General features: G+C 55.5%; 23 protein-coding genes. 12 read left to right on the top strand and 11 right to left on the bottom strand.

Going from position 1 to position 25,848, the window contains the following annotated elements; all coding sequences use genetic code 11:
• Positions 1 to 192 precede the first annotated feature (192 nt).
• The 4 genes from FF011L_RS06215 to FF011L_RS06200 all read right to left on the bottom strand — a co-directional run bounded on the left by FF011L_RS06215 (position 193) and on the right by FF011L_RS06200 (position 3,945).
• Positions 193 to 1,083, bottom strand: a complete 891-nt coding sequence (locus tag FF011L_RS06215) for a thiazole synthase (RefSeq protein WP_315851702.1) — start codon at positions 1,081 to 1,083, stop codon at positions 193 to 195.
• A gap of 1 nt (position 1,084) precedes the next feature.
• Positions 1,085 to 1,285, bottom strand: coding sequence for a sulfur carrier protein ThiS (thiS, locus tag FF011L_RS06210; protein WP_145350802.1), 201 nt, complete (start codon positions 1,283 to 1,285; stop codon positions 1,085 to 1,087).
• A 31-nt stretch (positions 1,286 to 1,316) separates the two neighbouring features.
• A complete protein-coding gene (locus FF011L_RS06205) occupies positions 1,317 to 2,318 on the bottom strand; it encodes a sugar phosphate isomerase/epimerase family protein (protein ID WP_145350801.1) in 1,002 nt (333 codons plus the stop codon).
• An 88-nt stretch (positions 2,319 to 2,406) separates the two neighbouring features.
• Positions 2,407 to 3,945 (bottom strand): MFS transporter, encoded by a 1,539-nt coding sequence (locus FF011L_RS06200; RefSeq protein WP_218933044.1) that lies wholly within the window; start codon positions 3,943 to 3,945, stop codon positions 2,407 to 2,409.
• Between the two features lie 880 nt (positions 3,946 to 4,825).
• Here FF011L_RS06200 and rplM point away from each other — a divergent pair.
• The 3 genes from rplM to FF011L_RS06185 all read left to right on the top strand — a co-directional run bounded on the left by rplM (position 4,826) and on the right by FF011L_RS06185 (position 7,310).
• On the top strand, positions 4,826 to 5,278 hold the full coding sequence (rplM, locus tag FF011L_RS06195) for a 50S ribosomal protein L13 (RefSeq protein WP_145350800.1): 453 nt from the start codon (positions 4,826 to 4,828) through the stop codon (positions 5,276 to 5,278).
• 65 nt (positions 5,279 to 5,343) lie between these two features.
• Complete coding sequence (gene rpsI / locus FF011L_RS06190) at positions 5,344 to 5,757, top strand: 30S ribosomal protein S9 (RefSeq protein WP_145350799.1); 414 nt, start codon at positions 5,344 to 5,346, stop codon at positions 5,755 to 5,757.
• Positions 5,758 to 5,852: 95 nt separating this feature from the next.
• On the top strand, positions 5,853 to 7,310 hold the full coding sequence (locus tag FF011L_RS06185) for a Do family serine endopeptidase (RefSeq protein ID WP_145350798.1): 1,458 nt from the start codon (positions 5,853 to 5,855) through the stop codon (positions 7,308 to 7,310).
• 779 nt (positions 7,311 to 8,089) lie between these two features.
• Here FF011L_RS06185 and FF011L_RS06180 read toward each other — a convergent pair.
• Positions 8,090 to 9,412, bottom strand: coding sequence for a Gfo/Idh/MocA family protein (locus tag FF011L_RS06180; protein ID WP_246109768.1), 1,323 nt, complete (start codon positions 9,410 to 9,412; stop codon positions 8,090 to 8,092).
• 107 nt (positions 9,413 to 9,519) lie between these two features.
• On the opposite strand from FF011L_RS06180, the gene mgtE reads away from it, so the two are divergent.
• From mgtE to FF011L_RS06165, 3 genes are all read left to right on the top strand, one after another.
• The gene (gene mgtE, locus FF011L_RS06175; RefSeq protein ID WP_246109767.1) at positions 9,520 to 10,914 is read left to right on the top strand and encodes a magnesium transporter; all 1,395 of its coding nucleotides are present in this window, start codon (positions 9,520 to 9,522) and stop codon (positions 10,912 to 10,914) included.
• A 361-nt stretch (positions 10,915 to 11,275) separates the two neighbouring features.
• On the top strand, positions 11,276 to 12,847 hold the full coding sequence (locus FF011L_RS06170; protein ID WP_145350796.1) for a bifunctional GNAT family N-acetyltransferase/carbon-nitrogen hydrolase family protein: 1,572 nt from the start codon (positions 11,276 to 11,278) through the stop codon (positions 12,845 to 12,847).
• 76 nt (positions 12,848 to 12,923) lie between these two features.
• Positions 12,924 to 14,333 carry a neutral/alkaline non-lysosomal ceramidase N-terminal domain-containing protein gene (locus FF011L_RS06165; RefSeq protein WP_145350795.1) on the top strand — a complete coding sequence of 470 codons (1,410 nt, stop codon included), beginning with the start codon at positions 12,924 to 12,926 and terminating at the stop codon, positions 14,331 to 14,333.
• Positions 14,334 to 14,531: 198 nt separating this feature from the next.
• Here the strand turns inward: FF011L_RS06165 and FF011L_RS06160 are convergent, their stop codons facing one another.
• The 3 genes from FF011L_RS06160 to FF011L_RS06150 are packed head-to-tail and all read right to left on the bottom strand — an operon-like array spanning position 14,532 to position 16,567.
• A complete protein-coding gene (locus FF011L_RS06160; protein ID WP_145350794.1) occupies positions 14,532 to 15,329 on the bottom strand; it encodes an ABC transporter permease in 798 nt (265 codons plus the stop codon).
• Between the two features lie 30 nt (positions 15,330 to 15,359).
• Entirely contained in the window at positions 15,360 to 16,169 is an 810-nt protein-coding gene (locus FF011L_RS06155; RefSeq protein ID WP_145350793.1) for an ABC transporter ATP-binding protein, read from the bottom strand.
• 5 nt (positions 16,170 to 16,174) lie between these two features.
• Complete coding sequence (locus FF011L_RS06150) at positions 16,175 to 16,567, bottom strand: hypothetical protein (protein WP_145350792.1); 393 nt, start codon at positions 16,565 to 16,567, stop codon at positions 16,175 to 16,177.
• 332 nt (positions 16,568 to 16,899) lie between these two features.
• On the opposite strand from FF011L_RS06150, the gene FF011L_RS06145 reads away from it, so the two are divergent.
• Both FF011L_RS06145 and FF011L_RS06140 read left to right on the top strand, forming a co-directional pair.
• Complete coding sequence (locus tag FF011L_RS06145; RefSeq protein ID WP_145350791.1) at positions 16,900 to 17,202, top strand: hypothetical protein; 303 nt, start codon at positions 16,900 to 16,902, stop codon at positions 17,200 to 17,202.
• A 45-nt stretch (positions 17,203 to 17,247) separates the two neighbouring features.
• Positions 17,248 to 17,913 carry a hypothetical protein gene (locus FF011L_RS06140; RefSeq protein ID WP_145350790.1) on the top strand — a complete coding sequence of 222 codons (666 nt, stop codon included), beginning with the start codon at positions 17,248 to 17,250 and terminating at the stop codon, positions 17,911 to 17,913.
• Between the two features lie 68 nt (positions 17,914 to 17,981).
• Here the strand turns inward: FF011L_RS06140 and FF011L_RS06135 are convergent, their stop codons facing one another.
• Positions 17,982 to 18,167 carry a hypothetical protein gene (locus FF011L_RS06135; RefSeq protein WP_145350789.1) on the bottom strand — a complete coding sequence of 62 codons (186 nt, stop codon included), beginning with the start codon at positions 18,165 to 18,167 and terminating at the stop codon, positions 17,982 to 17,984.
• Between the two features lie 64 nt (positions 18,168 to 18,231).
• On the opposite strand from FF011L_RS06135, the gene FF011L_RS06130 reads away from it, so the two are divergent.
• From FF011L_RS06130 to FF011L_RS06115, 4 genes are all read left to right on the top strand, one after another.
• Positions 18,232 to 18,609, top strand: a complete 378-nt coding sequence (locus FF011L_RS06130; protein WP_145350788.1) for a GntR family transcriptional regulator — start codon at positions 18,232 to 18,234, stop codon at positions 18,607 to 18,609.
• 33 nt (positions 18,610 to 18,642) lie between these two features.
• On the top strand, positions 18,643 to 19,563 hold the full coding sequence (locus FF011L_RS06125) for an ABC transporter ATP-binding protein (protein ID WP_145350787.1): 921 nt from the start codon (positions 18,643 to 18,645) through the stop codon (positions 19,561 to 19,563).
• Between the two features lie 100 nt (positions 19,564 to 19,663).
• Complete coding sequence (locus FF011L_RS06120; protein WP_145350786.1) at positions 19,664 to 21,919, top strand: hypothetical protein; 2,256 nt, start codon at positions 19,664 to 19,666, stop codon at positions 21,917 to 21,919.
• 80 nt (positions 21,920 to 21,999) lie between these two features.
• Entirely contained in the window at positions 22,000 to 22,449 is a 450-nt protein-coding gene (locus FF011L_RS06115) for a hypothetical protein (RefSeq protein WP_145350785.1), read from the top strand.
• A gap of 776 nt (positions 22,450 to 23,225) precedes the next feature.
• Here the strand turns inward: FF011L_RS06115 and FF011L_RS06110 are convergent.
• Positions 23,226 to 23,768, bottom strand: coding sequence for a peptide chain release factor family protein (locus tag FF011L_RS06110; RefSeq protein ID WP_145350784.1), 543 nt, complete (start codon positions 23,766 to 23,768; stop codon positions 23,226 to 23,228).
• Positions 23,746 to 25,848 carry an efflux RND transporter periplasmic adaptor subunit gene (locus FF011L_RS06105; RefSeq protein WP_145350783.1) on the bottom strand — a complete coding sequence of 701 codons (2,103 nt, stop codon included), beginning with the start codon at positions 25,846 to 25,848 and terminating at the stop codon, positions 23,746 to 23,748. The genes FF011L_RS06110 and FF011L_RS06105 overlap by 23 nt, the downstream gene beginning before the upstream one ends.

Here is a 25,848-nt window from a genome sequence, read left to right as displayed (position 1 = left end):
CCTTTTTCGGCTCTATAGAGGCTGGCTGCCGTAGGGACGTGAACTGATCACTCCCTCTTCGGGACTGCTTGCGGTTGCATACAGCCGCTTGGGGATCCGCCCCGCCAAATAGGAAGCGGTCGCCGGAACGGCATCGCTGTCGCTCTTTGGTCCGGCCTACTCTGGGCGACTCGCTCCGAACCTTCTTCGGCTCTATAGAGGCTGGCTGCCGTAGGGACGTGAACTGATCACTCCCTCTTCGGGACTGCTTGCGGTTGCATACAGCCGCTTGGGGATCCGCCCCGCCAAATAGGCTTCGCGGCCGGCGATGGTCGCCGCTTGCATCGCCCGCGACATTCGCACGGGATCCCTGGCATGAGCGATCGCGGTATTCAACAGAACCCCGTCTGCGCCAAGCTCAAAAGCTTGCGAAACATCGCTGGCGGTTCCCACCCCTGCATCGATGATCACGGGATAATCCGGATCGTCGTCTTTTAAATACTCCAGGATGATCCGCAGGTTATTTTGATTCAACAGTCCCTGCCCCGAACCGATGGGGCTCCCCGCAGGCATAACACTCGCAGCCCCAGCAGCCTTTAACCGCCTGGCCGTAACCGGATCATCACTGGTGTAACAAAGGACCTGGAATCCGTCGGCGGCCAGCTCTTCGCAGGCTCGAATCGTTTCCACCGGGTCTGGCAGCAGGGTTTTCGTATCGCCCAGCACTTCCAGCTTCACCCAATCAGCTCCGGGATTTTCCAGAGTCCGCAAGATTTCACGCCCCAGCCTTGCCGCCCGCACCGCATCGGTTGCGTTGTAGCAACCAGCCGTATTCGGAAGCAGGATATACCGCTCCAGATCGAGGAAATCGAGAATATTCTGACCGGTCCTGTCGTACAGTTTTTCTCGACGGACCGCGACGGTCACGCAGTGAGCCCCCGATTGATGAAGCGAATCCCGCATCACCTCCATCGTGTCATACCGTCCGGTACCGACAATTAGACGGCTGCTGAGCGTATGCCCACCAACGGTCAGAGGCTTATCAATTGGCTCGGGCGAATCGCTGGAATCGGCTTGTCCGCCGACCGGGGGCTTGGAATTCACTTCAGCCCCCTCCGACCAACGTAACGACTTCGACTTGATCGCCTTCGTTCAGCACATAGGTATCGTGCTGATCGCGAGGAATCACGTCTTCGTTGACTTCGACCGCCAAATAATTTGGCGGCACATCGGCTAACGCGACCAACTGCACGATCGACGATCCGTCTGGAAATTCAGCCGTCTGTCCGTTCACGGTAACCTGCATGCTAAACCGAACTCAATTCAAATAACGAGGGTTAGTTCTTGTCGTCAAACGCGGCATCAAACGCGACATTGCTAGGTGCAAAGTCCAGTTTCTTGGTGAATTCGCACGCTTCGGTCGCACCAAAGGTCCGCTCCATCCCGCTATCTTCCCACTCGATGGAAAGCGGCCCGGTGTAGCCAATGACATTCAGAGCACGAATGATCTCTTCGAAATCGACATCCCCACGACCTGGTGAGCGGAAATCCCAACCGCGCCGAGGATCACCGAAATTCAAATGACTGCAGTTAATCCCCGAGCGACCATCAAGCGTGACACTGGCATCCTTGATATGGACGTGGAAAATCCGATCGGGAAATTCACGAATGAACTGAACGGGATCGATTCCCTGCCAGATCAAATGGCTGGGATCAAAATTGAAACCGAACTCGGGACGGTGCTCCAGCACTTCCAAAGCACGATGCGCCGAATGAATGTCAAAAGCGATCTCGGTCGGATGGACTTCCAATGCGAACTTGACGCCGCATTCCCCAAACACATCAAGAATCGGATTGAACCGCTCGGCCAACAAATCGAAACCGGCATCGATCATCGATGGAGGAACAGGAGGGAAGGAATAGAGCAGGTGCCAAATACTGCTTCCCGTAAACCCGTTCACCACTTCCACGTTAAATTTCTGAGCCGCTCGGGCGGAATTCATCAATTCTTCAGCAGCTCGAGCATTCACGCCCGCGGGATCGCCGTCGCCCCAAACGTAATCCGGCAGGATCGCTTGGTGACGCGAATCGATATTATCCAGGACGGCCTGACCGGCTAGGTGAGCACTAATCGCATGGCACTGCAGCCCCAACTGGTCCAGGGCCGCACGCTTTTCTTTGCAGTAATTGTCATCTTCCAAGGCTTGCTTGACATCAAAATGATCGCCCCAGCAAGCCAGCTCGATGCCATCGTAGCCAAAATCCTTGGTCATCTGAGACATCTCAGTAAACGGCAGATCGGCCCATTGGCCCGTGAACAAGGTGACCGGACGCGACATCGGCAAAGCTCCAAAAAAATTAACGAACTGCAAATGAACCATTCAGAGAGCATTCTGACGCCCCCCGGAAGCGATCGCAAGGACCGACTTATTTCACAAGTTCCGAAGGATCGACAACCGATTCCTCCGGAGCGGCTTCCGTCCGGTCCCAAAACGTCAAAGTAAAGAAGACCAAGATAATGGCCGCCATGATCGCGGGGGAAAGCCAAAAATCTTTCCACTGCCCCATCGTTTCCGCAAGCAAACCGGGATCAAGGCTTTCGGGAAGCTCACGAGAGAACATCTGCGTAAACTTTTGGAAGAAGCCCAGCTCCTCACCGGTCCCACGAGCCACCGAAAGGGCTTCGACATACTTGGCGGTCTGAACCTGTTCACCGTACTGACCAAATGTCAGGTTCAGCGGGATCACACCAAACAGACTGCCACCGGCCATGATCTTGTACCCGAAGAACATGCCGACCCCTTGGGTCAGAAAGACCAACAGCCCTTGAGCCTGCCCGCGAATCGCAGCGGGCGCTTTCTTGTCCGTATACATAAACCCGGTGACAAAGAAAAAGTCATAGCAGATCCCATGCAACGCCACGGCCAACAACAGCATCCAGGTCGTTTGATCGGGAGCTCCGTACGCGAACAAGGCGTATCGCAGCACCCAGCAAGCCATCCCGACCATGATCATCACCTTCACTCCAAGGCGACGGAAAAAGAACGGGATTAAAAGCATGAAGAAAATCTCGGACATCTGCCCGATCGTCATCGTCGCTCCGGCTTCAGCAAACCCCGTCTGATTCAAATAAGTCCCTGTCATCCCGTAGTAATAGGCCAAGGGAACACAGATCAAAGTCGAACAGAGTGCAAAAATGAAGAAGTTGCGGTCGGCCATCAGCTTCAAAGCATCAACCATGAACAGCGAACGCAAATCCATCGGCTGCCCCTTCAGCGGCGGAGGCGTGTGAGGAAGGAAGAAACAGAAGATCCCCAACGCGACCGAACTGACGGCTCCCAGCCAGAAAATATTGTAAGAGGCCGACCAACCTAACGCCCCCAACATCAGCCCCGCGGTGATCCAGCCGATGGTTCCCCAGACTCGAATCTTGGGAAACTGATCCTGACTAGGGATATGCGTGAACGCGATCGTATTGCCCAGCCCAAGCGTCGGCATATAGCAGAGCAAATGTGCCAAAATCAGCCAAACCAACAACTGCCCCGAACCATTCTCCGCCACCTGATAGGCATTAAAGCCATCGGAATCGACTTCGCCAGCACTGTTGGTGAACTGAGCCAGCGACTCCGTTGCAAAAGCCGACGCACTCCCAGCGACCCCCGGGACCATAAACATCAACAGGCCTCCGACCACCATCAGAACGCCCATCACCTTCTCCGAAGGGAAAAAACGGTCAGCGACCAACCCTAAGAACAAGGGAGCAAAAATCGCAGCGATCGGAGCCGCTGCATAAGCGCCTCCGATAAAGGCGCCTAACAGGCTGGAATCCATTGCCACCGAAAGGGTTGCAAACCAAGCTCCCCAAGCAAAAAACTGAAGAAACATCATGATCGACAGAAGGCTGATGATTAAAGAGCCTCCCTTGACCGCTTGAGAACTAGGAGACGGAGTGTCTTGAGATGCCATGACCGATGTCCGAATCTGGAGTGATAGGTGGGGAAGAAAGGAATGAGTGCCGCCAAACGCATCGGCGCAGCAACACTTGAATATCCGATGAAGCGGCGATTCTAGCCCAGTGACGGCTCGAACTGTTAGCACCTGCTAGCAAGTTTTTCCGGTAAACCAAGACTCTCAAGCAGATTCGTCAGTAGACCTTCCCTAAAGGGCACCATTGTGACGCTAGTAAATTGCCGGAAGTGCATCCGCCCGCTGCGGTCGCCGAAAAACAGCCGCACACCGGCTCACACAATTTAGCCTCCGAGCCCCTGCCTCCGAAAACAAACACACTCGCTCTCCTCGATGACCGGCTTAGGGATTCAATCGAAAGCGGAGAAAGGCTGTCAGCTTTCCGCTCCGCGAAAGCAGCTTCAAAGGAGCGTTCTTTCGCGGGGGACGAGCGAAAGGCGACAATCACTAGATCAACAAACCGTGACATCATGGGCCTCCCGCGACTTCCCATACCCCTTTTCTCTCCACCGATCTCCCCAAACCGCCCCAAACCGGCATCGTCCTCAAACAAACTTTCCTCGCCGCCCAAAACGAACCCGTCGGCGTGCAAAGACGTCCAAACTTCCCAATCCCACCCTAGAACCCATACAAACGTTCCTCCGAGGCTGATTCACCGGGGTTTCAACGAGACCGAAGGCGGCTAAATTTAGCGAATGAACCGCCGCTCGTTAAAAGTACCGAGAAAAGGACCCGTTTGCGGCCTTGCCGGTATGACCAGCCGCCGATAAACTCTGTGGTTCTTAAAAAGCCAGTAGAACTGCAACCGAATTCTCGAGGCATTTGCCTGAGGATCGTGCAGCAAATTAAAGCAACACACTTAGGGTACGAGTACACCACCATGGTCGCGCAGCGAACATACATGGCCAAAGCGGGCCAAGTGAATAAAAGTTGGTACGTCGTTGACGGCTCCGATGAAGTTTTGGGACGTCTGGCCAGCGATATCGCGGTGGTTTTGATGGGCAAGCATCGTCCTGAGTACACCCCACACGTCGATTGCGGCGATTTCGTGGTCGTGACCAACGTCGACAAAATCGGCATGACCGGCAAGAAAATGGACGTCCGCCACTACACGTGGTACACCGGCTACACCGGTTTGCGTTTGGAAAGCTACGGCGATCGCCAAGCTCGCAAACCAGAAGACCTGCTGATCCACGCGGTCCGCCGAATGCTTCCAAAAAACAAATTGGCATCTCAGATGCTGAAAAAACTGAAGGTCTACACAGGTCCTGAGCACCCACATCAAGCTCAACAGTGCCAACCACTGCAACGGACCAGCAAGAAAGTTTCCTAAACTTCTCCTGCAGACCGTTTGTCATTTAAGTCCAACAACCTACCTATCCAGCATAAATTCATACGATGGTCGCTGTCAAAAAAGACAAAATTAACGGAGACGCCCTCGGTACCGGGCGCCGCAAAAGCAGCGTTGCACGGGTTCGAGTTCGCCCCGGTGACGGTAAAATCACGGTCAACCGAAAAACGATCGCAGACTACTTCGTAAACGAACAACATCGCAAAGCGATTGCCGAAACGCTTGAAGCGGCTGGCCAAAGCGACAAAGTTGATGTCATCGTACGAGTGAATGGTGGTGGAATCACCGGACAAAGTGGCGCCATCCGAATGGGCCTAGCCCGTGCCCTTGTCAGTTTCAGCGAAGAACTTCACGACGAACTACGCGAAGGTGGTTACCTGACGCGTGATTCGCGAATGAAAGAACGTAAGAAACCAGGTCTTCGTGGTGCACGTCGTGCCACCCAGTTTAGCAAACGTTAAACACCGCGAATCTTTCGATTATCGAATCAGGCCAGCCAGCACGATTTTTCGTGGTGGCTGGCTTTCGTTATGGACTAGCAAAAGGAATTTCTCTCATGCAAAACATTTGGAAAACCCTCAGCCTAACGCTTGCCGCAATGCTCCTGGGCTGCTTGCTTACCAGCGTCGTCCTCAGCTTGCCAGCAACCCTCCAAAATGACGCAATCGCTCAAGCCCCAACCGCCGCACTCTCCCGCCTAAATAATTCGACGGCACTCGACCTGTCGGAATCGTTTCGAAATGTCGCCGATGCGATGCGTCCAACGGTCGTCAGTATCCACACCCACGCAACCGAACAGGTCCGTGGCGGAAATGTGCCGCCCGGATTTGAGGACTTCTTCGGACAGCTTCCCCCCCGCTCGCGAGAACGCGAAGGACTGGGCAGTGGAGTCATCGTTCGTACCGATGGCTATATCCTCACCAACAACCATGTGGTCGAAGGGACCGACGAACTGGAAGTGGAACTGAGCGACGGGCGACGACTGGCGGCAAAGATCATGGGAACCGACCCGGAAACCGACTTGGCAGTCATCAAGATCGAAGGTACCAACTACGCGGCCGCCCGACTGGGCGATAGCGAAGCGATTCGGGTCGGCGACTGGGTGCTGGCGATCGGCAGCCCCTTTGGACTGGAACAAACGGTTACAGCCGGGATCATCAGCGCCAAAAATCGAGTCCAAGGGATCGTCGGCAGCGGCCAAGGAATCGAAGATTTCCTCCAGACCGACGCCGCGATCAACCCCGGCAATAGTGGTGGCCCCCTGGTCAACCTGCAAGGCGAAGTGATCGGCATCAACACCGCCATCGAATCACGCAGCGGTGGCTCCAATGGAATTGGCTTTGCAATCCCCAGCGGCATGGCAAGCATGGTCGTCACCTCGATCATCGAATCAGGCGCGGTCCAAAGAGGATTCCTCGGAGCCCAAGTTGGCGACCTAAACGAGCAACTGGCAAAGGAATTTGGAATCCAATCCAGCACCGGGGCACTGGTCATCAGTGTCTTGAACGATCAACCTGCGGCCCTCGGAGGTTTACAACCCGGCGACGTTGTCACATCGATTAACGGGAAGCGGATGAGCTCCGGGACCGCCGTGCGCAACCACGTCGCCTCCCAACGCCCGGGCAGCGTCCTGAAGATGCAAATCACGCGCAACGGGCAACCCCTGCAACTGAACGTCACCCTGGGAACCCGCAGTCGCCAAGCAATGGCAATGTTCAAACCTGGCGACGCGGGGATCGGAGCCATCCTCAGGCCGATCGACCCACAACTGGCGCAGCAGCTTGGCTACACGAACCTGGACACCGGATTAGTGGTCACTCGAGTCGAAAAAGGGAGCCTCGCTGCAAGATCAGGGCTAAGCATCGGAGATGTGATCGTCGCGGTCAACGGACGTCCCGCAGACACCGTGCAGGTCCTGCGAGAAGCGATCGAGCAGACACGAGCAAAAGAACAAGCCAGCCGGATCGTTTTCCTAAGCGGAAACGCAAGACGAGAGATCATCATCCAACCTTGACCGTTTCCACAGGGAAACGAGCGGTTTTCTGCGAGGCGATTTTGCAGTGCAGGCCCCGATAACGCCCCGCATTTCAAGCGGTTATGTCACGCCTTGCCTACCTCTGTCGGCCCCCTCTCCCCCAGCCCCTCTCCCCCAAAACAAGCCTTTGAATCGCATTCAACTGAACTAGCTGGCGAACCGTTGATTCAATATCCAACCTGTTTTTAAGCGAGCTTGTTTTGAGGGCGAGGGGAGCCAGACTTTCTTTGCTCATTCTTTGCATGTCCCTAGCGAAAGCGCCCTGGAGGGAGCGTTCTTTCGCGTGGGACGTGAAATTTATAACTGACGAAAGTCTGGCTCCCCTCGCCCCTAAGCAAGCTCTTTGTTGCGGAGGAAATCTCTGCTAGTTCATTGCGTGATCTCTGCCTCTTTGTTTGGCTTAGCGGGGCTTGCTTGGGGGAGAGGGGCTGGGGGAGAGGGGGAGATTTCCAGGCGGCGATTTTGCAGCGAAGACGCGGTGAACGCCCCGCATTCCAAGCGGTTATTCCACGCCTAGCCCAACGCTGTCGGCCCCTCTCCCCAAAAACAAGCTTTTGAATCGCCATTAATTGAATTATCTGGCGAACTGTTGATCCAGGATCAAACCTGTTTTAGGCGAGCTTGTTTTGAGGGCGAGAGGAGCCAGACTTTCTTCACTTATAAATCGCACGTCCTTGCGCCGTGCCGCTAAAAAAAGGGCAGGGCCGGTGCGAACCGGACCTACCCTTGCTTTGCACTCTTCGAAAATCTGCGATCCTCTAGGACTGCTCGATTTCCCAGCCTGGTCGGTAGGCTTCTTTGATGAGAGCCTGTGCCGCTTGATTATCGCCGGTCGAGAGGGCTTCGGCGTCCCAGTCAAAGTTCCCCGCTCGATAGGCGACGTTCCCCAACAACACGGTTTCGGCCATCGGCCCTGAATAATCAAAATTGCACGTCGCCGCTTCACCTCCGCGACATGCATTCAACCACTCATTGTGGAAGCCTGGCGAATCAGGAATGAACTCATCAGGCGACTTGTAATCGGCGAACTGATCCTCTGGCAACAACTGTCGCTTAGAGAACCCGCACAGCAACATTCCCTTTGAACCGATCATCAAAGTGTTATTGCCCGAAGCATCCAGCCCCTTTTCCTTCAGGATCGGAGGCGTGCCATGGTACCAGTGCAATTTCACGGCTCCTCGCTTGCCAAGGGTTGCATGGTCGTCGATCGCAGGGAACTGGTATTCAACATGCATCGCCTTGGGAGTCCGCTCGGCATCGGGCTCCGGGCCACTTGCCTTGATTCGGGTTGGCTTGGTCAACTGCAATGACCAATAGGGGATATCGAGAATATGGCAGCCCCAGTTGCCGGTTTCTCCCGTCCCGAAATCCCACCAAAAACGCCAGCCATAAGGGCAAATCGTGGGGTGATAGGGACGCGGCGGATTGAGGACCGGACCTCGCCACAGATCGTAATTCAGCTCCGGAGGAACCGGAGGATTGTCGGTCGGGAAATCGGGCATCCCACGGCTCCCGCCAACCCAGGAATGAACCTCTTGGACTTCACCAATCGCTCCGCTCTGAACCCACTCAACCACCCGGTGCATGTTGCTCATTGCATGCCGCTGCGAGCCCAACTGAGTCGCCAAACCTTTGGAGCGAGCGAGTTCGGTGAGCGTTCTTGTTTCCCAGACGTTGTGGGCGAGCGGTTTTTCCAGATAAACGTTAATCCCCAACTGCATCGCGGCGTAAGCGGGGTGAAAATGCGTATGATCAGGCGTGCTAATAACCACACCGTCCAGCTTGCTTCCGAACTGGTCAAATAACTTGCGGTAATCCGTCAGCTGCTGAACATTCGGGAAAGATTCAAACGTCTTCCCTGCACGCTTTGCGTCGACGTCGACAAAGGCGACCATATTCTGGCTTTTCACGCCACTCACGTTCGCCGCCCCTCGTCCTCCAACGCCAATACAGGCCAAATTCAGTTTCTCATTGGGGCTTTCCGCTGCCGACAGTCGACGACCGGCACCCCCGTGAACCATCAGGGCTCCGGCTGCCATCGAAGTCAGCAAAGCATTTCGTCGATTGATTTTGCGATTCATGTTGCAAGTATTCCGGGTGATAGAAAAAGAAAGAGTTTGATACTCTCTATCATACCACGCTCACTACCGATCTGTTTTGAACGCGCAATCGATTGATGACTTCCAATATGTCACAAGACTCCACGCTGCCGGACGCCCCCGAAGCCAACGATCGCCCTTGGGAGGATCTGCTTCGACATGCCCGTAGCGGGGATCCCCAACAGCTAACCGATTGCGTCGAACAGCTCTCCACGGGCGACCAAGCAAGAGCCCTCAGCCGCTTGAGCGAGGACGAACGCTCCGAGGTCCTCACAGCCCTTTCTGCCGAAGAAGCTGCGGAACTGATTCGTTGCCTGCCCGAAATGCAAGCAGCAAACACGATCGGAATGCTGCAGGTCGATACAGCCGCAGCGATCGTTCACGAACTCCATAGCGATGAACAAGCCGACGTTCTGGGCGACGTCAGCAGCGAGCAAGCCGAAGCGATCCTACAGGCTTTACCCGACGACGAAGCGGCCGCCGTTCGCGAACTGACATCCTTTGCGGACGATGTCGCTGGCGGTTTGATGATCTGTGAAGTCCTGCGGTTTCATGAAAACATGACGGTCGCCGAAGTCATCCATCAACTGAGTGCCAACGAAGACGAATACAGCGACTTCGACGTTCAGTACGGCTATGTCTGCGACAGCGAAGACCGTCTGATCGGCGTGATCCCAATGCGCAACCTGCTGTTCGCTAAACGATCCGAACGGATCGCCACGATCATGATCCGCAACCCGTTGTCTGTCTTCGATTCCACCTCGCTGGAAGACTTGGTCGAATTTTTTGATGACCACTCTTTCCTGGGGGCACCGGTGATCGACGCGGGTGGCCACCTGCGAGGGGTCATCCATCGCGATGCGGTCGACTATGAAGCGACTCGAGCAGTCGAAAGTGATTACCTCAAGAGCCAGGGGATCGTCGGCGGTGAAGAACTTCGCACAATGCCGATCTGGCTGCGAGCCCGACGACGGCTCAGCTGGCTTAGCATCAATGTCTTCTTGAACCTGGGGGCGGCCAGCGTCATCGCAATGTTCCAAGACACGCTGGAAGCGGTGATCGCCCTGGCGGTTTTCTTACCCATCATCAGCGACATGAGTGGTTGCAGCGGAAACCAAGCGGTCGCCGTCAGCATGCGAGAACTCTCCCTTGGGCTGGTCCGCCCCACCGAAGCCTTTCGAGTCTGGTGGCAGGAGGTCAGCGTTGGCCTGATCAACGGTACCGTCCTCGGGTTGTTGGTGGCCCTGGCCGCGTTTGTGTTTAATGGCAATCTCTATCTGGGATTGGTGGTCGGAGTCGCCCTGCTAACCAACACGATCATCGCGGTTTCTATCGGCGGGACGGTCCCACTGCTACTCAAACGCTTCGGCGTCGACCCTGCAGTCGCCAGCGGCCCCCTGCTAACAACCGTAACCGACATGTGCGGGTTCTTTCTCGTTCTGGGAATGGCAACCCTGATGCTATCCAAATTGGTAACCCCATAGGCTGAAACGCCAGGCTTGCCTGCTTTCGCCAAGCAAGCAGAACGTCGGCCGTAGCGTCGTCTCTCCGGGAAGAAAAAAGTATTGGTGACGTCGCTACCGTCGCCAGACGGTGGTTCCTGCTGCATTGCTGTCACGACCAACCGTAGGTAGCGTTTGCGGCCGATACTTTTGCAAGGGATGCGAAAGTCGACAATCACAAAACCGACAGACAACCTAGCGAGGGAAATACCTGAAATTTTGGGCGAATACGACAGGACGTCTCGCGATGATCCGCTACAAAGTAGCGAATCGATTTTGCAGCCCAGCGGCGCGGCTCGCCCGCACCTCAGACACCACCTAACCTAAGGACTGTTTTTCTTACATGAACTCCCCATCTGACATTGATCTAAGCGATTTTGAATGGAATGTCATCGTCCGCCCGATGCGAATCGAAGACTATGACGCTCTGGTTGTCCTGCAAAAAAAATGCTTTGCTGATATGGAGCCATGGGGAAAATCCCAAATTGAAAGCCAGCTGAAACATTTTCCAGAAGGCCAATTTGTGATCGAAATCGACGGCCGAGTCGCCGCTTCCTCCAGCAGCTTGCTGCTGAACTACGACGACAACCTCGAATGGCATGACTGGAAGAAGACCGCGGATTCGGGCTTTATCAGCAATCATCGTCCCGACGGAGACACGATGTACGGGATCGAAATGATGGTCGATCCAGAATATCGCGGGATGCGACTCTCCCGCCGCCTATACGCCGCACGGAAAGAACTATGCCGACAACGACAGGTCACCCGGATGATCATCGGCGGCCGCATCCCTGGATACTGCAAACATGCGGAGGAGATGAAACCAAGCGAATACGTTGAACGTGTCATTAACAAATCGCTATACGACCCTGTCTTAACCGCTCAAATTGCAAACGGCTTTGCCCTTCAGGGACTGATCCCCAACTACCTCCCGTCGGATGTCGAAAGCTGCGGCTATGCGACCTTTCTCGAATGGAAGAACCTGGACGTCCAGGTGGGATCCGGCCGGCGATTTCGTCGAAACGTCCAACCGGTCCGAATCGGTGCGGTTCAGTATCAAATGCGAACAGTCGCCAACTTCGACGAATTTGCCCAGCAAGCGCGCTACTTCGTCGATGTCGCTGGCGATTACAAATGCGACTTTTTGCTATTCCCTGAACTCTTCACTTCGCAGCTTCTCTCCTGCATGCCGCCTCAGCGCCCCGGCACTGCGGCTCGTGCACTCGCCGAATTCACGCCCAAGTACCTCGAACTGTTCATCGACATGGCGGTCTCCTTTGACTGCAACATCATCGGAGGTTCGCAGTTCGTTGTAGAGGACGAACAACTTTACAACGTCGCGTTCCTTTTTCGTCGCGATGGGAGCATCGAAAAACAGTACAAGCTGCACATCACCCCCAGCGAGCGACGTTGGTGGGGTGTTATCGGCGGAGACGCGATCGAGGTCTTTGATACCGACTGCGGCCCGATTTCGATCCAGGTTTGCTACGACGTTGAATTCCCCGAACTGGGACGTATCGCCGCTTCCAAAGGGGCGAACATTATTTTCGTTCCGTTCAACACCGACAATCGACACGGCTACATGCGGGTCCGAACCTGTGCCCAGGCTCGCTGCGTCGAAAACCATGTCTACGTAGCGATCGCCGGTTGCACGGGCAATTTGCCGTTCGTCGAAAATGCCGATATCCACTACGCCCAAACGGCGATCTTCACCCCTGCCGATGTCGTCTTCCCTCGCGATGGGATCGGAGCCGAGGCGAACCCCAATATCGAAACCGTGATCATTCACGATGTCGACCTGGAAGTTTTGCGACGCCACCGCCAACAAGGATCGGTGCAGAACTGGCGTGACCGCCGAACCGACCTCTACAGCGTCCGGACGCACCGCGGTGAAGGAGACTGCGACGCACCGTAAAAGGAGCCCCCGGCGTCAGAATAAACGTTAGAATCTTCGGTACTCCCTCCTTCATGCTCCCCACCGAGGTTCCGCGATGTCAAACAAAATGCCGATCCTATTCAGCCTCCTTCTTTTTGTCGCGGCAAGTCCAATCCTTGCCGCCGACGCGGTCCCCGCGACCTGGCAAGCCGGTGCCGCCCGAGCCACGATCACTCCGACTCACCCGATGCCAATGTCCGGCTATGCCAGCCGGACCGACCCCGCTTCGGGCACACGTACCGAACTGTGGGCCAAAGCCCTTGTCCTCCAGGACGCAACCGGCAACCGTGGATTGATCCTGACTCTTGATTTGGTTGGCATCGACCGCAGCTTATCTTCGGCAATCTGCGCCGAACTGGAAGACAAATTGGACCTAAAACGGGAACAGATCGCAATCTGTACTTCCCATACCCACACCGGCCCCGTCGTCGGAAAATTGCTTGGCACGATGCACTATTCGCTCGCGTCCGAAACCGAGCAAGCCAGCATCCAAAAGTACACCGAAACGCTTCAGAAAACGATTGTCGAAATCAGCGAACAGGCGGTTGCCAACCTACAAGAATGCGAACTTGCCTACGGACTTTCCACCGCGACCTTTGCCACCAATCGTCGCGACAATCGCCCCGAATCAGAGGTCCCCAGCCGGCGAACCGCAGGCACCCTGGCTGGACCTTTCGACCACAGCGTCCCCGTCCTGACGGTCCGCGACAACAACAACGAATTGCAAGCGATCCTATTTGGCTATGCCTGCCACGCCACCACCCTTGGTGATCAACTTTGGTCCGGAGACTATCCCGGATTTGCACAACAAGAATTGGAGACCATCTATCCGGGTTGCCAAGCGATGTTCTGGGCAGGCTGCGGTGCCGACCAAAACCCACTCCCACGACGGACACCTGAATTGGCCGCACATTACGGGCGCCGCTTGGCGACAGCTGTCGACGCAGCCATCATGACGACCGAAATGCTGCCGCTTGAACCAACCCTAAAAACAACCTACAGCGAAATCGATCTAGCCTTTGGTACCCTTCCTACCGAAGCCGAAATTGACCAACAGATTCAATCCAAAGATCGCTTCGTTGCCTCTCGAGGAAAACAACTGAAACAGCAGCTAGCCGACAACGGAAGCCTAGATGCAACCTATCCCTACCCGATTCAAACCTGGAGTCTTGGTTCGCAACTGCAATTCGTTTTCTTAGGTGGCGAAGTGGTTGTTGATTACTCGCTTGCCATCCAAGCAACACGTGAGCAACCGACGTGGGTCGCAGGATACTCCAACGACGTGATGGCCTACATTCCATCGCGCCGAGTCCTCCAAGAGGGAGGCTACGAAGGGGGAGGAGCCATGGTCTACTACGGCCTTCCAACCGCCTGGGCCCCAACGGTCGAAAAACAGATCATGGACGAAATCAAATCGCAACAGCGCGTGGTACAAGTACCAAGCGAAACGCCCACGAGCAAGTAATCGCCTGCGAAGGTGAAACGCAAAAGGGTGGGACGTGCAGCAGGAACCACCGCCTGGCGACGGCAGCAACGTGACTGCCGTCGCCGCGCTCGCCAGAGCGTGGACAGACCGGCAATACGTCACCATTAAATTTCACGTCCCCTGCGAAAGTAGCTTCAACAGAACGTTCTTTCGCGGAGCGAAAGGCGACACACAACTTTAGACGCGGATCCATCGCCTTAAAAGCAATAGCGAAACCAGATGGATCAGGCCATAAATCGCCAACCCAACGGCTGCACTGGCGAACATGGCGGCGATCAGCGAGGCGGTATGTTGTTGATTCAACCAACTAAGCATCAAAGTTCCCAAACCGTCGTGACTACCACCAAAACCGATAAAGAAATCTCCGACAATCGCGCCGATGACCGCCAGCCCACCGCTGGTGCGAACTCCCACTAAGATCGCTGGCACCGCCGCTGGAAGCCTTAATTTCAATAGCGTCTTGATGCGTCCGGCTCCGTACAGCCGAAACAAATCCAGCCCCGCCGAATCGGTCGCCATCAATCCCGCCGTCACACTATTGATGACCGGAAACAGACTGATGATTACCACTACATACACGACCGTCCTGAACTGATACCCGCTCCACGTGACTAAGAGCGGAGCGATACCGATAATGGGAACCGTTTGCAAAAACATCACATAAGGGAAAAAGCCAATCCGCAGCGCACGGAACTGGCTGAACAAAATCCCAATGATCAACCCGATGGTCACGCTAAGGCATAACCCAACCAGCGCCGCCCAGCCTGTCATCAAACTGCCCTGAAAAAGCCGTTCGCGATTCTCCCAAGCCGTTTGCAAAACCTGGCTCGGTGGCGGCAACAGGATGGGATGAATATTTCCCCAGCGAATCAGTCCTTCCCAGGCAAGGACCAAGCAAACCGCGACGACCGAAACCGACAAAAAGGTTTCCCAAAACCGATAGGGATTCTGGCGGGATCCAAGGCCAGAGGACATCCGATTTGATGAATTCGCAATTGGCATCGCTTACGAAGTCTCCTCCAACAATCCTGAAATTTCCGCAACACATGCGAGATGATGTTCGCTCCGGAAGACTTCGGGTTTGCGAGGATACTTCGAATCGACAGCGACTTGCCCCACAACGCCGCCACGATTCATCACCACCACACGCTGCGAAAGGGTGACGGCTTCTTGCAAGTTGTGCGTGACCAAGACAACCGTCCGCCCTTGTTCCATCCAAATCTGTTGTAGCATCTGCCCCAGTCGCTGCCGAAGCATGTCATCAAGCGCAGCGAATGGTTCGTCCAACAAGAGGACCGTCGGTTCGGTTACCAGAGCTCGGGCAATGGAGACCCTCATCTGCATGCCACCGGACAACTGATCCGGCCGCTTCTCGAAATCCTCTGGCTGCAGCCCAACCTTTAACAGCCACTCCGAGGCGATTCGCTTCCGTTCATTCGCCGTCGGCCGCTGCGTCCCCTGCAACAGTTCCAGCGGCAAAGCCACATTCTGCCAAGCCGATCTCCAGGGCATCAACGCTGCCCCCTGGAACACAAATCCCAACCCACCACGTCGAGGCTCCACCGCCGGCTCCAACTGCAACGTGCCGGAGGTCAGGTCTTGCAGACCCGCCAGGCAACGAAGCAATGTCGTTTTGCCGCAGCCACTTGGCCCCGCGATGGCGACAAATTCTCCCGGCGAAACCGCCAACTTCAAATCATCAAAAGCAACCGATCCGTCTTGAAAACGAACCTGCATTTGCTGACCATCGATTGACGCCCCGAGGACCTTCAAAGGATCAAGACCATTGGAAGCACTCCCATTCGGTTCCGCCAAACCGTTTAGCTAGACAGTTGATCGAGGGCATCGAGCGACGCTCGAGCTCGCTCGATTCCGCCCATCTCTTCGATCAGTTCTTTTGCTTTCAGCAGTTCGTCCAGCGACAACTGAGCGGTCCCGGCAGCGGGGATTACGGATTTCGCAGGCCGGCCACGCTTCGAAGCACGCTTGGTGACTCGCTTGGTGGCAACCTTCTTTGGCCGTCCAGCACGCTTGGTCGTTTTGCCTCCCGTTGCCAATTGCTTAGAGCGAATCGTGCTGACGAACTGAGCGCTTACTTCCAGCCCTTCGGCCGCCAAAGCTTCCACGACTGCGCGAGGTTTAGCATTCGGATTGTTCTCATAGAAGGTTCGAATCGCTTCTGATTTATTTGGGCCTTGGCGTTTTTTGGCCATTGGTTCATTTCCTTAAAAAGTTGAAGTTACTGCGGGTGCTTCGTCAAATTTTGGAATCGAGTGTTTGCTGCGAACAGGGGGCTGAGCGTGAACACCGATAAAACACTACAAACCATAGTGTGAAAGGGTTTGCAACAGTGTCAATCAGACTGAACTTTCGCGAGCATTCTGCGCCCCTATCCGGGAAAACCAATGCTCCCCGTTTCATCACACTCCCCCAAGCGGCGGGGCGAGTATTGAATTCCGCCAGTTAATCCCCGACAATCGTCCTCCAGAGGTGATTCTATTCAACCGATTCCAGGCCTTTTCCTCAGCTTTCATGAGCTTTTCCCATGTCTTCAGCCCCCCTGAATTCACCAGATACTAGTCGGTGGGACCAAAACCATGGCAATTTTCTACTGGGGTTCCTGCTGATTCTACTATTGATTGGCGCCGCCCTGCTTGCCTACCAACAAAGCCGCCCCGCGCCGCAGCGTTTTGTTCCTCGCGTCGAAGCCACCGCCGTTTCCGATGAGGGAGATCCTGCCGAAGAAGAAGAAAGTCTTATGCTCACTCCCGCCCCTTCGGAACAAGACGCAACGCTCGAACCAGCCAGCACGGCTGGAGGGGATTCGCCTGAAGAAGAACCGCAGTAAACTGCTCAAAGCCAATTCCCCCCCTCCCTCCCGCTGCTATTCATTATGTGGTTTGAGCCCTTTGCGATTGTTCTAGCGCTCCTTCCGCTAGCCGCCTATCTGTTATTGCTAGGCACGATCCGGCTGTTCTTCCCGCCACTGGTCACCAGCGGTGGACGAGACCTAGTCGCCCTTGCGATGGCACTTGCTGGGATGCTGGCCGTCGGCCCCGTAGAATTATTCTTTCCAGGAGCTGCAGCCGCGCTCTTTGGACCGGCTGTCTGGCTGGCGATGATCCTGTTCTACGCCCTCCTAGTTCTGCTGATCGTGGTGACGATCCAGCCCCGCTTGATTGTCTACGGAGCCTCCGCCCCCGAAGTCGTGGAGCCGCTGTTTAAAGCCGCCCTGCGACTGGATGCCAAAGCCCAACAGGATTCACGGCAGCGCCAAGTTTGGCTGCCGACACTTGGTATCCGTCTCCGCATCGACGGGCACCGACACTTCGACACCTCGCAGGTCGTCGCATTCGAAAGAGACCTAACCCCGCAATTTTGGGCCGAGCTATTGGGCGGGCTGCGATTCGAAATGAAGTCGGCGCCGACCGTCCAACGGTACGGAGGCGCAGGCATGCTCTTCGTCGGAATGCTGCTGCTGTTGCTAGTCGCAAGCGTTGCCTACACACACCCAACCGAGGTAAGTGCAGGATTCAAAAACTGGCTGTGGCGTCAATAAAATTCGCCAGCGCGTATCGGTAAGTTGATGCGACCGGTAACAACCGGTGATGCATCGCCCCCTTGTTCTTAGCGGATCGGCGCGAGCCGACCGGCAAGTACGCGCGATTTCCAAAGCAGTGGCCGGACGGCTTGCGCCGTACCGCTAAGAAACGACTTGCACCAGAACACTCGCCGCCACCACTCGCCCGTTCCCCCTTCAAAGTTCTTTTCCAGAATTGTCTTGACCGGCAACCGAACTACTGTACTATTCATGCATGACACCTGTCGTTTGACGAGTGTCACTCAGGTATCGAACCCGATTTGAGGTTTGTGTGTAATGTACTTTTCCATCGACCCGTCCAACGGGGTTCCGATCTACGAGCAGCTTGTTCGACAGGTCAAATTTGCCGTCGCCGACAAGGTTTTGGTCGCTGGCCAGATGCTTCCCAGCGTGCGGAATTTGGCTCAGGAATTGGCGATCAACCCAAACACGATCTCCAAGGCCTACGCGCAGCTTCAAGCGGAACAGGTCTTGGAACCGCTGCGTGGCAGAGGCTTGGTCGTCCGCCCCGATGCAGTGAATCGGTGCACGAAAGCCCGTCACGAACTGCTGTCCGTTCGTTTGAACGCAGTCCTTGAAGAATGCCTCCATGCCGGTTTAAGTCGCGAAGAGGTGACCACCATGTTTGAAAAAGCACTATCCGCTTTGGCTTAACCCCACTCTTTTTGGTTTACGGAGTACGTACCGATGAATGCAGTGATATCCGTATCGCAAGTCAAAAAAGGCTTCCGGGGCTGTGACGCTCTTCGCGGCGTGAACTTGGAAGTTCCTCCAGGCGTTGTCTTTGCGTTGCTAGGAGAAAACGGAGCGGGCAAAACAACATTGATCCGAATCCTGACCGGATTCCTCGAAGCCGATTCCGGCGAAGCTCAGATCCTGGGGATGGATTGCCGAGCCCAAAGCTTGGAAATCCGCCGCCGCATCGGATACGTCTCCGACGCCCCGGCCCTTTATGACTGGATGACGCCCGAACGAATCGGCTGGTTTACCGCCTCGTTTTACCCTCCAGGTTTTCAGGCTCGCTACGAACAACTGCTCCGGCAATTCGAAGTCCCTGCTGGGCGTAAGATCCGTCACATGAGCAAGGGGCAACGTGCCAAGGTTGCCCTGGCATTGGCGGTTGCCCATGAACCGGACCTGCTGATCCTGGATGAACCGACCAGTGGCCTGGATCCACTGGTCCGTCGCCAATTCCTTGAATCGATGGTCGATCGAGCGGCAACGGGCCGGACGGTGTTGTTATCCAGCCATCAAATTGACGAAGTCGAACGGGTCGCCGACTGGATTGCGATCATGCGAGACGGCGTGATCACGCTGGTCGAACCGCTGCAAGAATTAAAAGAGGCGACGCAGCAGGTGCTGATCAGCCTGACCGACCCGCTGGTCGAATTCCCGATGCCAAACGGCCGGATCTTGAACCAAACGGCAAACGGACGTCAGCGTCAATTGGTTGTCCATCGCTTGGATCCCGACAGCTTGCAAGTCCTGCGGAACACCTCTGGAGTCCAAAACGTGGAAATCCGCACCCCGACGTTGGAAGAGATTTTCATCGCTTGCACCCGAGGCGATTCCCAGCCGATTCCCGCCGAAGCGTCGACTGGAACGTAAGCGTTGTTTTATCGTTTGTTCCGTCACGAATGTTACCACGCCTCGGTCGTGAACTGAAATCTGACGATTGCTTGGTGCTTTTCTAAAACGTGAGAAAATCATGATCCGTCCTCCCTCTCCGCTGCTCGCTTTGCTCTGGAAAGAATCGTGTCAAATCGCTCCCTTATTTATCGGAGCCATGGGGCTAGGAAGCATTCTCTTCCTAATTACCGCGATGCTTGACAACCCAAACAACTATGACACCCCTTACGGCATCGTCGCGATTGTTCTTCCCAACCTGTTTGCGTTGGGGGCTCCGGCAATGCTGATTGGCCATGAACAGGACACCGGAACGCTCGCTTGGTCGCGTACGTTGCCGATAACGTGGTCCCTGTCATTTCTAACGAAGTGGTTTGTCGCTTTGGCCGGATTGGTCCTGACATGGTGTGCAAGCCTAGCGGCCTATTATGCCCTTTCCAGTTCGTTCCGCCCTGGCGGCGTACTGGAATTCAATAACCAACCCGTCTACTTCCTGACGTTTTCGCTCGCCATGCTGGCCCTTGGTTTTTGTTTGGCGTGGTGGATCCGGCACGCCGTACCCGCCCTGCTTTGCCTGGTCCCCTGCATGGCATTCATTTCGATAGCGATCGATGTCTTTGCCAGCAGAATCGGCGGCAGTTCTATATCGACCACCAGGTACTCAGAACTCCCACTGGCCGTCTTCAGTCTGATTTGCTTTGCCGTTTCGGCATGGCTGGCGCGGCGAACCTGGATGCACCCTTGGACCAAGAGACGTCCCTGGAAAGAAGCCAAACCGATGCCGGTGATGCGGGCTTACTACCCTGCGGACATCGTCCCCCCTTTTCCACCCGACCCACGGATCGCGATGATCTGGCAGCAGGTTCGGCAATCACTGCCCTATACGCTGACCGCGGGTGCAATCGTTTTTCTAGCGACCCTGACTCTTCTTCCAAACGGCATTTCACCAAACGGCAGCTACTCTCCGTTGTTTGCGATCGGAACGGTTGCCGCTGCGCTCCTCTTAGGGGTTTCGGCCTTCATTACCGACAACACCAAGGGACGCTATCGGTTCTTCGCTGACCGGGGCATTCCCATCTGGCGAATCTGGTGGACTCGGCAGTTTTTTCCTCTGGTACTACTGGGCATCCTGATCGCCTGGACCGCCGTGCTTGTTTTGAGCTTAAGTCAAACGTTCAGACCCGGAGAGTACCTGCCAATCTTTTTCGCCCTTGTCAGCGTACAGATCGCTGGCTTTGTGATCGGGCAACTGACGGCATTGAGTGTGCAACGTCCGATCATTGCGATTCTATTGGCCCCCGTCAGCTTGGGAATCGCCATGTTCCTCACTGGCTTCCTGCTCTCTATCTATGGCTACCGATACAGTATTCATCTGCTTGGAGCCATCGCTGTGCTGACTTGGTGGCTAGCCACGCTCCGTCTGACTCGACGCTGGACGGAAGGGAACCGAACCTGGGGGTACTACGGGCGGTCACTCGGCTGGATCGCCGGCGGTCTGTTGATTTGCTTTGGCGGATTCTTTGGCATGCGGTGGATTACGATGCCCGCCGCCCTGCCGCAGTGGGAAGCTCAAATGGCGGCCCAAGTTCAAACGCTGCCCCCAGCTGGCAACACGTACGTCGTTGGAGGTTTTCAGCAGGCAACACAAGGAATGCGATCCGAACCATTGCATCAAATCATTGAGAATGAGGATGCCGTATGGATTAACAACTTAAATCCTGGCTACAGTTATAACTCCCTGTTTCAGTTCACGCTGAATCCCGATGGATCATGGCGGAAGCTCTCTCCTACGCTAAAGGCTCACTACCATGACACGATGGAAGCTTGTTTCCTTGTTATCGCTCGCCAACGAGCAAGTCAATTAATGCCCGCCTGCGCGAACGCGGACGAAATCGAATTCATTCTGGCGCGGGAATTAAGTGGACCAAACGCCTCTCAAAACCTCAGCGAGAAAGACCTACAGTCGTTCCGGGATCGTCTGGCCTCCTCCGACGAACGACAATCCGTTCGCCGTGCTGCAATCCTTCGAACCTGGCAACTCATCGAAGAAGATTATCAAGCGGGGCCGAAAGACAACTTCAATTTTTCCATGCAGACTCCCAAACATGTGTTAGGAATCGAACGCTTGCGGACCCATCGATTTCTCGAACACTATATGCACACATGCTACACAACGCTTCACGACCTTAGCCCTCAGGGACAGCTCCAACGAGACTTGGCATGGGAAAAATGGGCAAAGGAGGAGTATCCGCACAATCAGTGGATGAGCTCAGCCTGGCACTCATTTTGGACGGAAACGAACAACCAGTTCATCCAGCGTGCCAAGTCGATGCGATAGTCGCTACTGGAAGGAACGGCCTCTTTGTGGGATGATAAAGCAACCCTTTTTTGTCCCTCTCGGTAACCGGCAGAATCAACGTGGATCCTCAATTTTCATTAGACGTTCTTTCCCGCATTGTTCACGTCGCGACCGCAATCACGCTGGTCGGAGGAAGCATTTTCACAGCTTTTGTATTGCTGCCAGCAACCACTACGCTGGAAGACGGACCACGGCAAAAATTCGCCCAAGCGATCACAGGACGCTGGAAGCGATTTGTCCACATCGGAATCCTCTTGTTCCTAGTCAGCGGTTTGTACAACTACATGCAAGCCATCCCCAATCACAAAGGGGACGGGCTCTACCACGGGCTGGTCGGCACCAAGATGATCCTAGCCCTAGTCGTCTTCTTCATCGCCTCCGCCTTAGTAGGCCGCTCGCCGAAACTAGAATCGATTCGCCGCAACCGAGCGTTCTGGCTTAAAGTCCTGGTCCTCCTAGCCGCCGTGATCGTAGCCATCTCAGGGTTCGTCAAAGTCCGCGGTTTTTAGAACAACGTCGACCAGTTTGGCAAGTGTCGCCTTTCATGGAGCGACGGGCGACGCAAAAGGATTCACAGCTTCAGCGGACCAGGCGCGCACACGCTCGCCCCTCGTAGCTCGACACTCGTAGCTCCGCCTCTCGGGACGTGCGATTTACAAATGAAGAAAGTCTGGCTCCCCTCGCCCCCAAGCGAGCTCTTTGGGGCGGAAGAAATCTCTGCTAGCTCATTGCGTGATCTCTGCCTCTTTTTTTGATTTAGTGGAGCTTGCTTGGGGGAGAGGGGCTGGGGGAGAGGGGGAGATTTCCAGGCGGCGATTTTGCAGCGAAGACGCGGTGAATGCCTCGGATTTCATGCGATTATGCCACGCCTTGCCCAACGCTGTCGGCCCCTCTCCCCCAGCCCCTCTCCCCCAAAACAAGCTTTTGAATCGTTCTTAATTGAATTAGCTGGCGAACCGTTGATCCAGTATCAAACCTGTTTTAGGCGAGCTTGTTTTGAGGGCGAGGGGAGCCAGACTTTCTTCATTTGTAAATCGCACGACCCTCGTAGCTCCGCCTCTCCGAGGCGGAGAGCTTACAAAGCACGACCCTCGTAGCTCCGCCTCTCCGAGGCGGAGAGCTTACAAAGCACGACCCTCGTAGCTCCGCCTCTCCGAGGCGGAGAGCTTAACAAGCACGAGTCTCGGAGAGACTCGACTACGTGCCATTGCACCGAACCGGCTGGCAATGCATGGGAAACGATGAAATCGCATTTGATTGACCACATCCCCTTTTCGCCCGACACCTACCGCAGCGGGCGCAATTCGTAAAAGGCTCGCAGGCGATTCATGTAATCGATCGCCGGCGTTTCGCTTCGCAGCAGTTTTAATAGCTGGCTGGCGGTTGTCCTCCACTCCTTCGCAACCTGCTGCAGATCGCCTTGATACCGAACCATATCATCCAGCACCAATGAAATGACCGCGGGTCGCTGCGGATTCTGCTCGGCAACCCAGACGCTTCTTCCTGCGTGTTTTTTTCGCAGTTCGATGTCCGCCTCTTCGTCACTTTCCAGACAGCGGATAACCACCGCCAGATTCAATCGCAACCGCTGGACTGCGACGCTCCGGTTCTTTGCTTGACTGCGGCTCTCGGAGGCTTCTCCGGATACCTGGGTGGGTTGATGCACCAGCACGATAGCCGTTGACGTCTTGTTTCGATGCTGCCCACCAGGACCGCTACGACGCGTCATGGTTAACTGGCAATCTCTTTCGAAACGATCCAGAGGCTGACGACTTGGGTGGGGAGCGGAAACGGTCTGCAGCCAATCAGGTTTCGTATCGTTCACCATACAGAAAGGTACTCAGATGTTTTTGCAGTCGATTAAAGATAGAACGAGGTGGGGTTTGCAGCTTTGCGGTCACTCCCGCCCCCATTTGCCAACGAATATCCCGATCATTGGGTAGTCGACAGGATACCTGAAACTGCGTCTGAGTTCCGGTCGCCGAATGAGAGGATCGGTTCTGTGTCGAAATGGAATCGACCTGCAAGCGAAGAATTTGCTCAGGCGATTGATCACACCGAACCATTAACCGATCGCCAATCCGCACACGAGACCGCTGATCGGCGTCGATTTCCAGCACCACTTCTCTAGCGTTCGGATCACCGATTCGGCACCAATACCCGGCGTCCATCGCCCAGGCCCCTTTACTCCAGTGCAAAGACCTTTCGGCCCGCTTTTGGGTAATCTCGTCCGCCCACAATCCCGGCAGGGCGGCTTGATCGGTTTCCAAGACGGGCAACAACACCCCGTCGCACGGTGCAACCACCTGCAGGGCATCGATCCTTTTTGCCATCGCTTGATTTCGTTCGTCGAGACTTTTCAGGGCCGCTTGCTGCTGGTCCCACTGCGTCAACAATTCGGTTTGCTCAATCGCTCGTCGTCGCAACTGAACCGTTTGAATCTGCATGGTTTGCCACTGTCCGGTCACTTGGCGGGCTTGCAGGTTCAATTGCGGATTGTTCAATCGAACCAGCGTTTCTCCCTTGGAAACACGATCGCCGTAATCAAATCCGACTTCGGCGATCTGCCCACGATCGGGAAGGAAAACCGGAACCGCTTCCGTAACGTCGACGGTCCCTTTTGCGGTGAAGGAGTCGGGCAAGGGCCAGGCAAGCAGCGCGATCCCCAATCCCAAGGCAACCGCAACCAATGCTAACCGTCGCCCGTTAGCGACGTTTCTCCACTTACCCGCTCCGCGCACCGTGCCCCACATCCGCTTACCGGCATTCAGGGGAATTGCCAACAACATCACGCTGGCCAACGAAACGCCAAGGGGCCGCAGCGAAATCGCATCGGCAATCCCAACCAACCAGTAGGCGATCACCAGCACAATCATGGTCCGGTAAACGACCGCACCTAAATGGTATGCCGACAACCACCATTCGCGGATCCCGTTTTCGACAGCGGCGCGGTAACCGGGACCGGCCAAGCGTCGCATCACCACTCTTGAAAAAGCTTCCGATGCTTCCACACGAAGATTGGAACTGTCACATAGATCGGAAAGCACGTAATAGCCATCGTATCGCATCAATGGATTCAGATTAAACAGCAGGCTACTAACCCCACAGACAACCACAACATTCAACGCCGCAAAATGCAGCAGGCCAGCGTCACTCCACCACCAGACGACCATCGCCAAGGAAGCGATGATCCATTCGACATAGACTCCGGCCAGCATGATTGCGGCTCGATGAACCATGGAGGGCAAACGCCAGCTATCGGTTACATCACAGTAGGGACAGGGTGCCCCGCACAACAGCAAGATTCCAATCTGGCCGGGACGGGCCCCCAACCGGGAGCAAGCCGTTGCATGGGCAAGTTCGTGAATCGCCTTGGTGACAACCATCGTCCCCATTAACAACAGGGCGTTTCCGCTTGAAAAGAACTCTTGCAAACCGGGCAGATTGGCTTGGAACCGTCCCCAGTAGATCGGCACCGCCAAAGCGACCGCAGCGATCCACATCATCCACAGCAGAATCGCCAGCGGAGAAAACAGCCAACCGCTCCGGTCCGCCAACCAGCCTGCCAATCCAGCCGATTCAAGACCGGGCAAGCGAATCGAAAACAGTTGCCCCAATCCGCCCGCTCCTTTTTTGCGGCTTCCGTTCGGAGCATTCCCATTCGCCCGAGAACGGAGCAAGCCAGCCGAATCGAGCGCTGCCATCACCTCGGGGTCGTTGCCGGTTCCTCCGTGCGATAAAGATTCCCACTGCTCCCGATCGACACGCGTAAACGTTTTCGCCAGCGGATCCCAAACCAACACCTGTCGCTGGCTTGATTGCGGGGCTCGCAAGCGGACAACGTCTTTGCGGACGACAGGCGTCTGGGCTGACGAACGGCGCGAAACCGGTGTGGCTGGCGATGACAT

This window comes from Roseimaritima multifibrata (genome assembly GCF_007741495.1).
Lineage (GTDB): Bacteria > Planctomycetota > Planctomycetia > Pirellulales > Pirellulaceae > Roseimaritima > Roseimaritima multifibrata.
The sequence above is the reverse complement of the archived record's forward strand: the minus strand, read 5'-3'. Positions and strand labels throughout refer to the sequence as shown.

Excerpts from the sequence above, each read along its gene's own strand:
- mgtE (WP_246109767.1), top strand. The coding sequence starts at position 9,520 with ATGTCACAAGACTCCACGCTGCCGGACGCCCCCGAAGCCAACGATCGC.
- rplM (WP_145350800.1), top strand. The coding sequence starts at position 4,826 with ATGGTCGCGCAGCGAACATACATGGCCAAAGCGGGCCAAGTGAATAAA.
- FF011L_RS06135 (WP_145350789.1), bottom strand. The coding sequence starts at position 18,167 with ATGAATAGTACAGTAGTTCGGTTGCCGGTCAAGACAATTCTGGAAAAG.
- FF011L_RS06110 (WP_145350784.1), bottom strand. The coding sequence starts at position 23,768 with ATGGTGAACGATACGAAACCTGATTGGCTGCAGACCGTTTCCGCTCCC.
- FF011L_RS06150 (WP_145350792.1), bottom strand. The coding sequence starts at position 16,567 with ATGGCCAAAAAACGCCAAGGCCCAAATAAATCAGAAGCGATTCGAACC.
- FF011L_RS06160 (WP_145350794.1), bottom strand. The coding sequence starts at position 15,329 with ATGTCCTCTGGCCTTGGATCCCGCCAGAATCCCTATCGGTTTTGGGAA.
- FF011L_RS06200 (WP_218933044.1), bottom strand. The coding sequence starts at position 3,945 with ATGGCATCTCAAGACACTCCGTCTCCTAGTTCTCAAGCGGTCAAGGGA.
- FF011L_RS06180 (WP_246109768.1), bottom strand. The coding sequence starts at position 9,412 with ATGAATCGCAAAATCAATCGACGAAATGCTTTGCTGACTTCGATGGCA.
- rpsI (WP_145350799.1), top strand. The coding sequence starts at position 5,344 with ATGGTCGCTGTCAAAAAAGACAAAATTAACGGAGACGCCCTCGGTACC.
- FF011L_RS06140 (WP_145350790.1), top strand. The coding sequence starts at position 17,248 with ATGTGGTTTGAGCCCTTTGCGATTGTTCTAGCGCTCCTTCCGCTAGCC.
- FF011L_RS06130 (WP_145350788.1), top strand. The coding sequence starts at position 18,232 with ATGTACTTTTCCATCGACCCGTCCAACGGGGTTCCGATCTACGAGCAG.
- thiS (WP_145350802.1), bottom strand. The coding sequence starts at position 1,285 with ATGCAGGTTACCGTGAACGGACAGACGGCTGAATTTCCAGACGGATCG.
- FF011L_RS06165 (WP_145350795.1), top strand. The coding sequence starts at position 12,924 with ATGTCAAACAAAATGCCGATCCTATTCAGCCTCCTTCTTTTTGTCGCG.
- FF011L_RS06205 (WP_145350801.1), bottom strand. The coding sequence starts at position 2,318 with ATGTCGCGTCCGGTCACCTTGTTCACGGGCCAATGGGCCGATCTGCCG.
- FF011L_RS06145 (WP_145350791.1), top strand. The coding sequence starts at position 16,900 with ATGTCTTCAGCCCCCCTGAATTCACCAGATACTAGTCGGTGGGACCAA.
- FF011L_RS06105 (WP_145350783.1), bottom strand. The coding sequence starts at position 25,848 with ATGTCATCGCCAGCCACACCGGTTTCGCGCCGTTCGTCAGCCCAGACG.
- FF011L_RS06170 (WP_145350796.1), top strand. The coding sequence starts at position 11,276 with ATGAACTCCCCATCTGACATTGATCTAAGCGATTTTGAATGGAATGTC.
- FF011L_RS06125 (WP_145350787.1), top strand. The coding sequence starts at position 18,643 with ATGAATGCAGTGATATCCGTATCGCAAGTCAAAAAAGGCTTCCGGGGC.
- FF011L_RS06185 (WP_145350798.1), top strand. The coding sequence starts at position 5,853 with ATGCAAAACATTTGGAAAACCCTCAGCCTAACGCTTGCCGCAATGCTC.
- FF011L_RS06120 (WP_145350786.1), top strand. The coding sequence starts at position 19,664 with ATGATCCGTCCTCCCTCTCCGCTGCTCGCTTTGCTCTGGAAAGAATCG.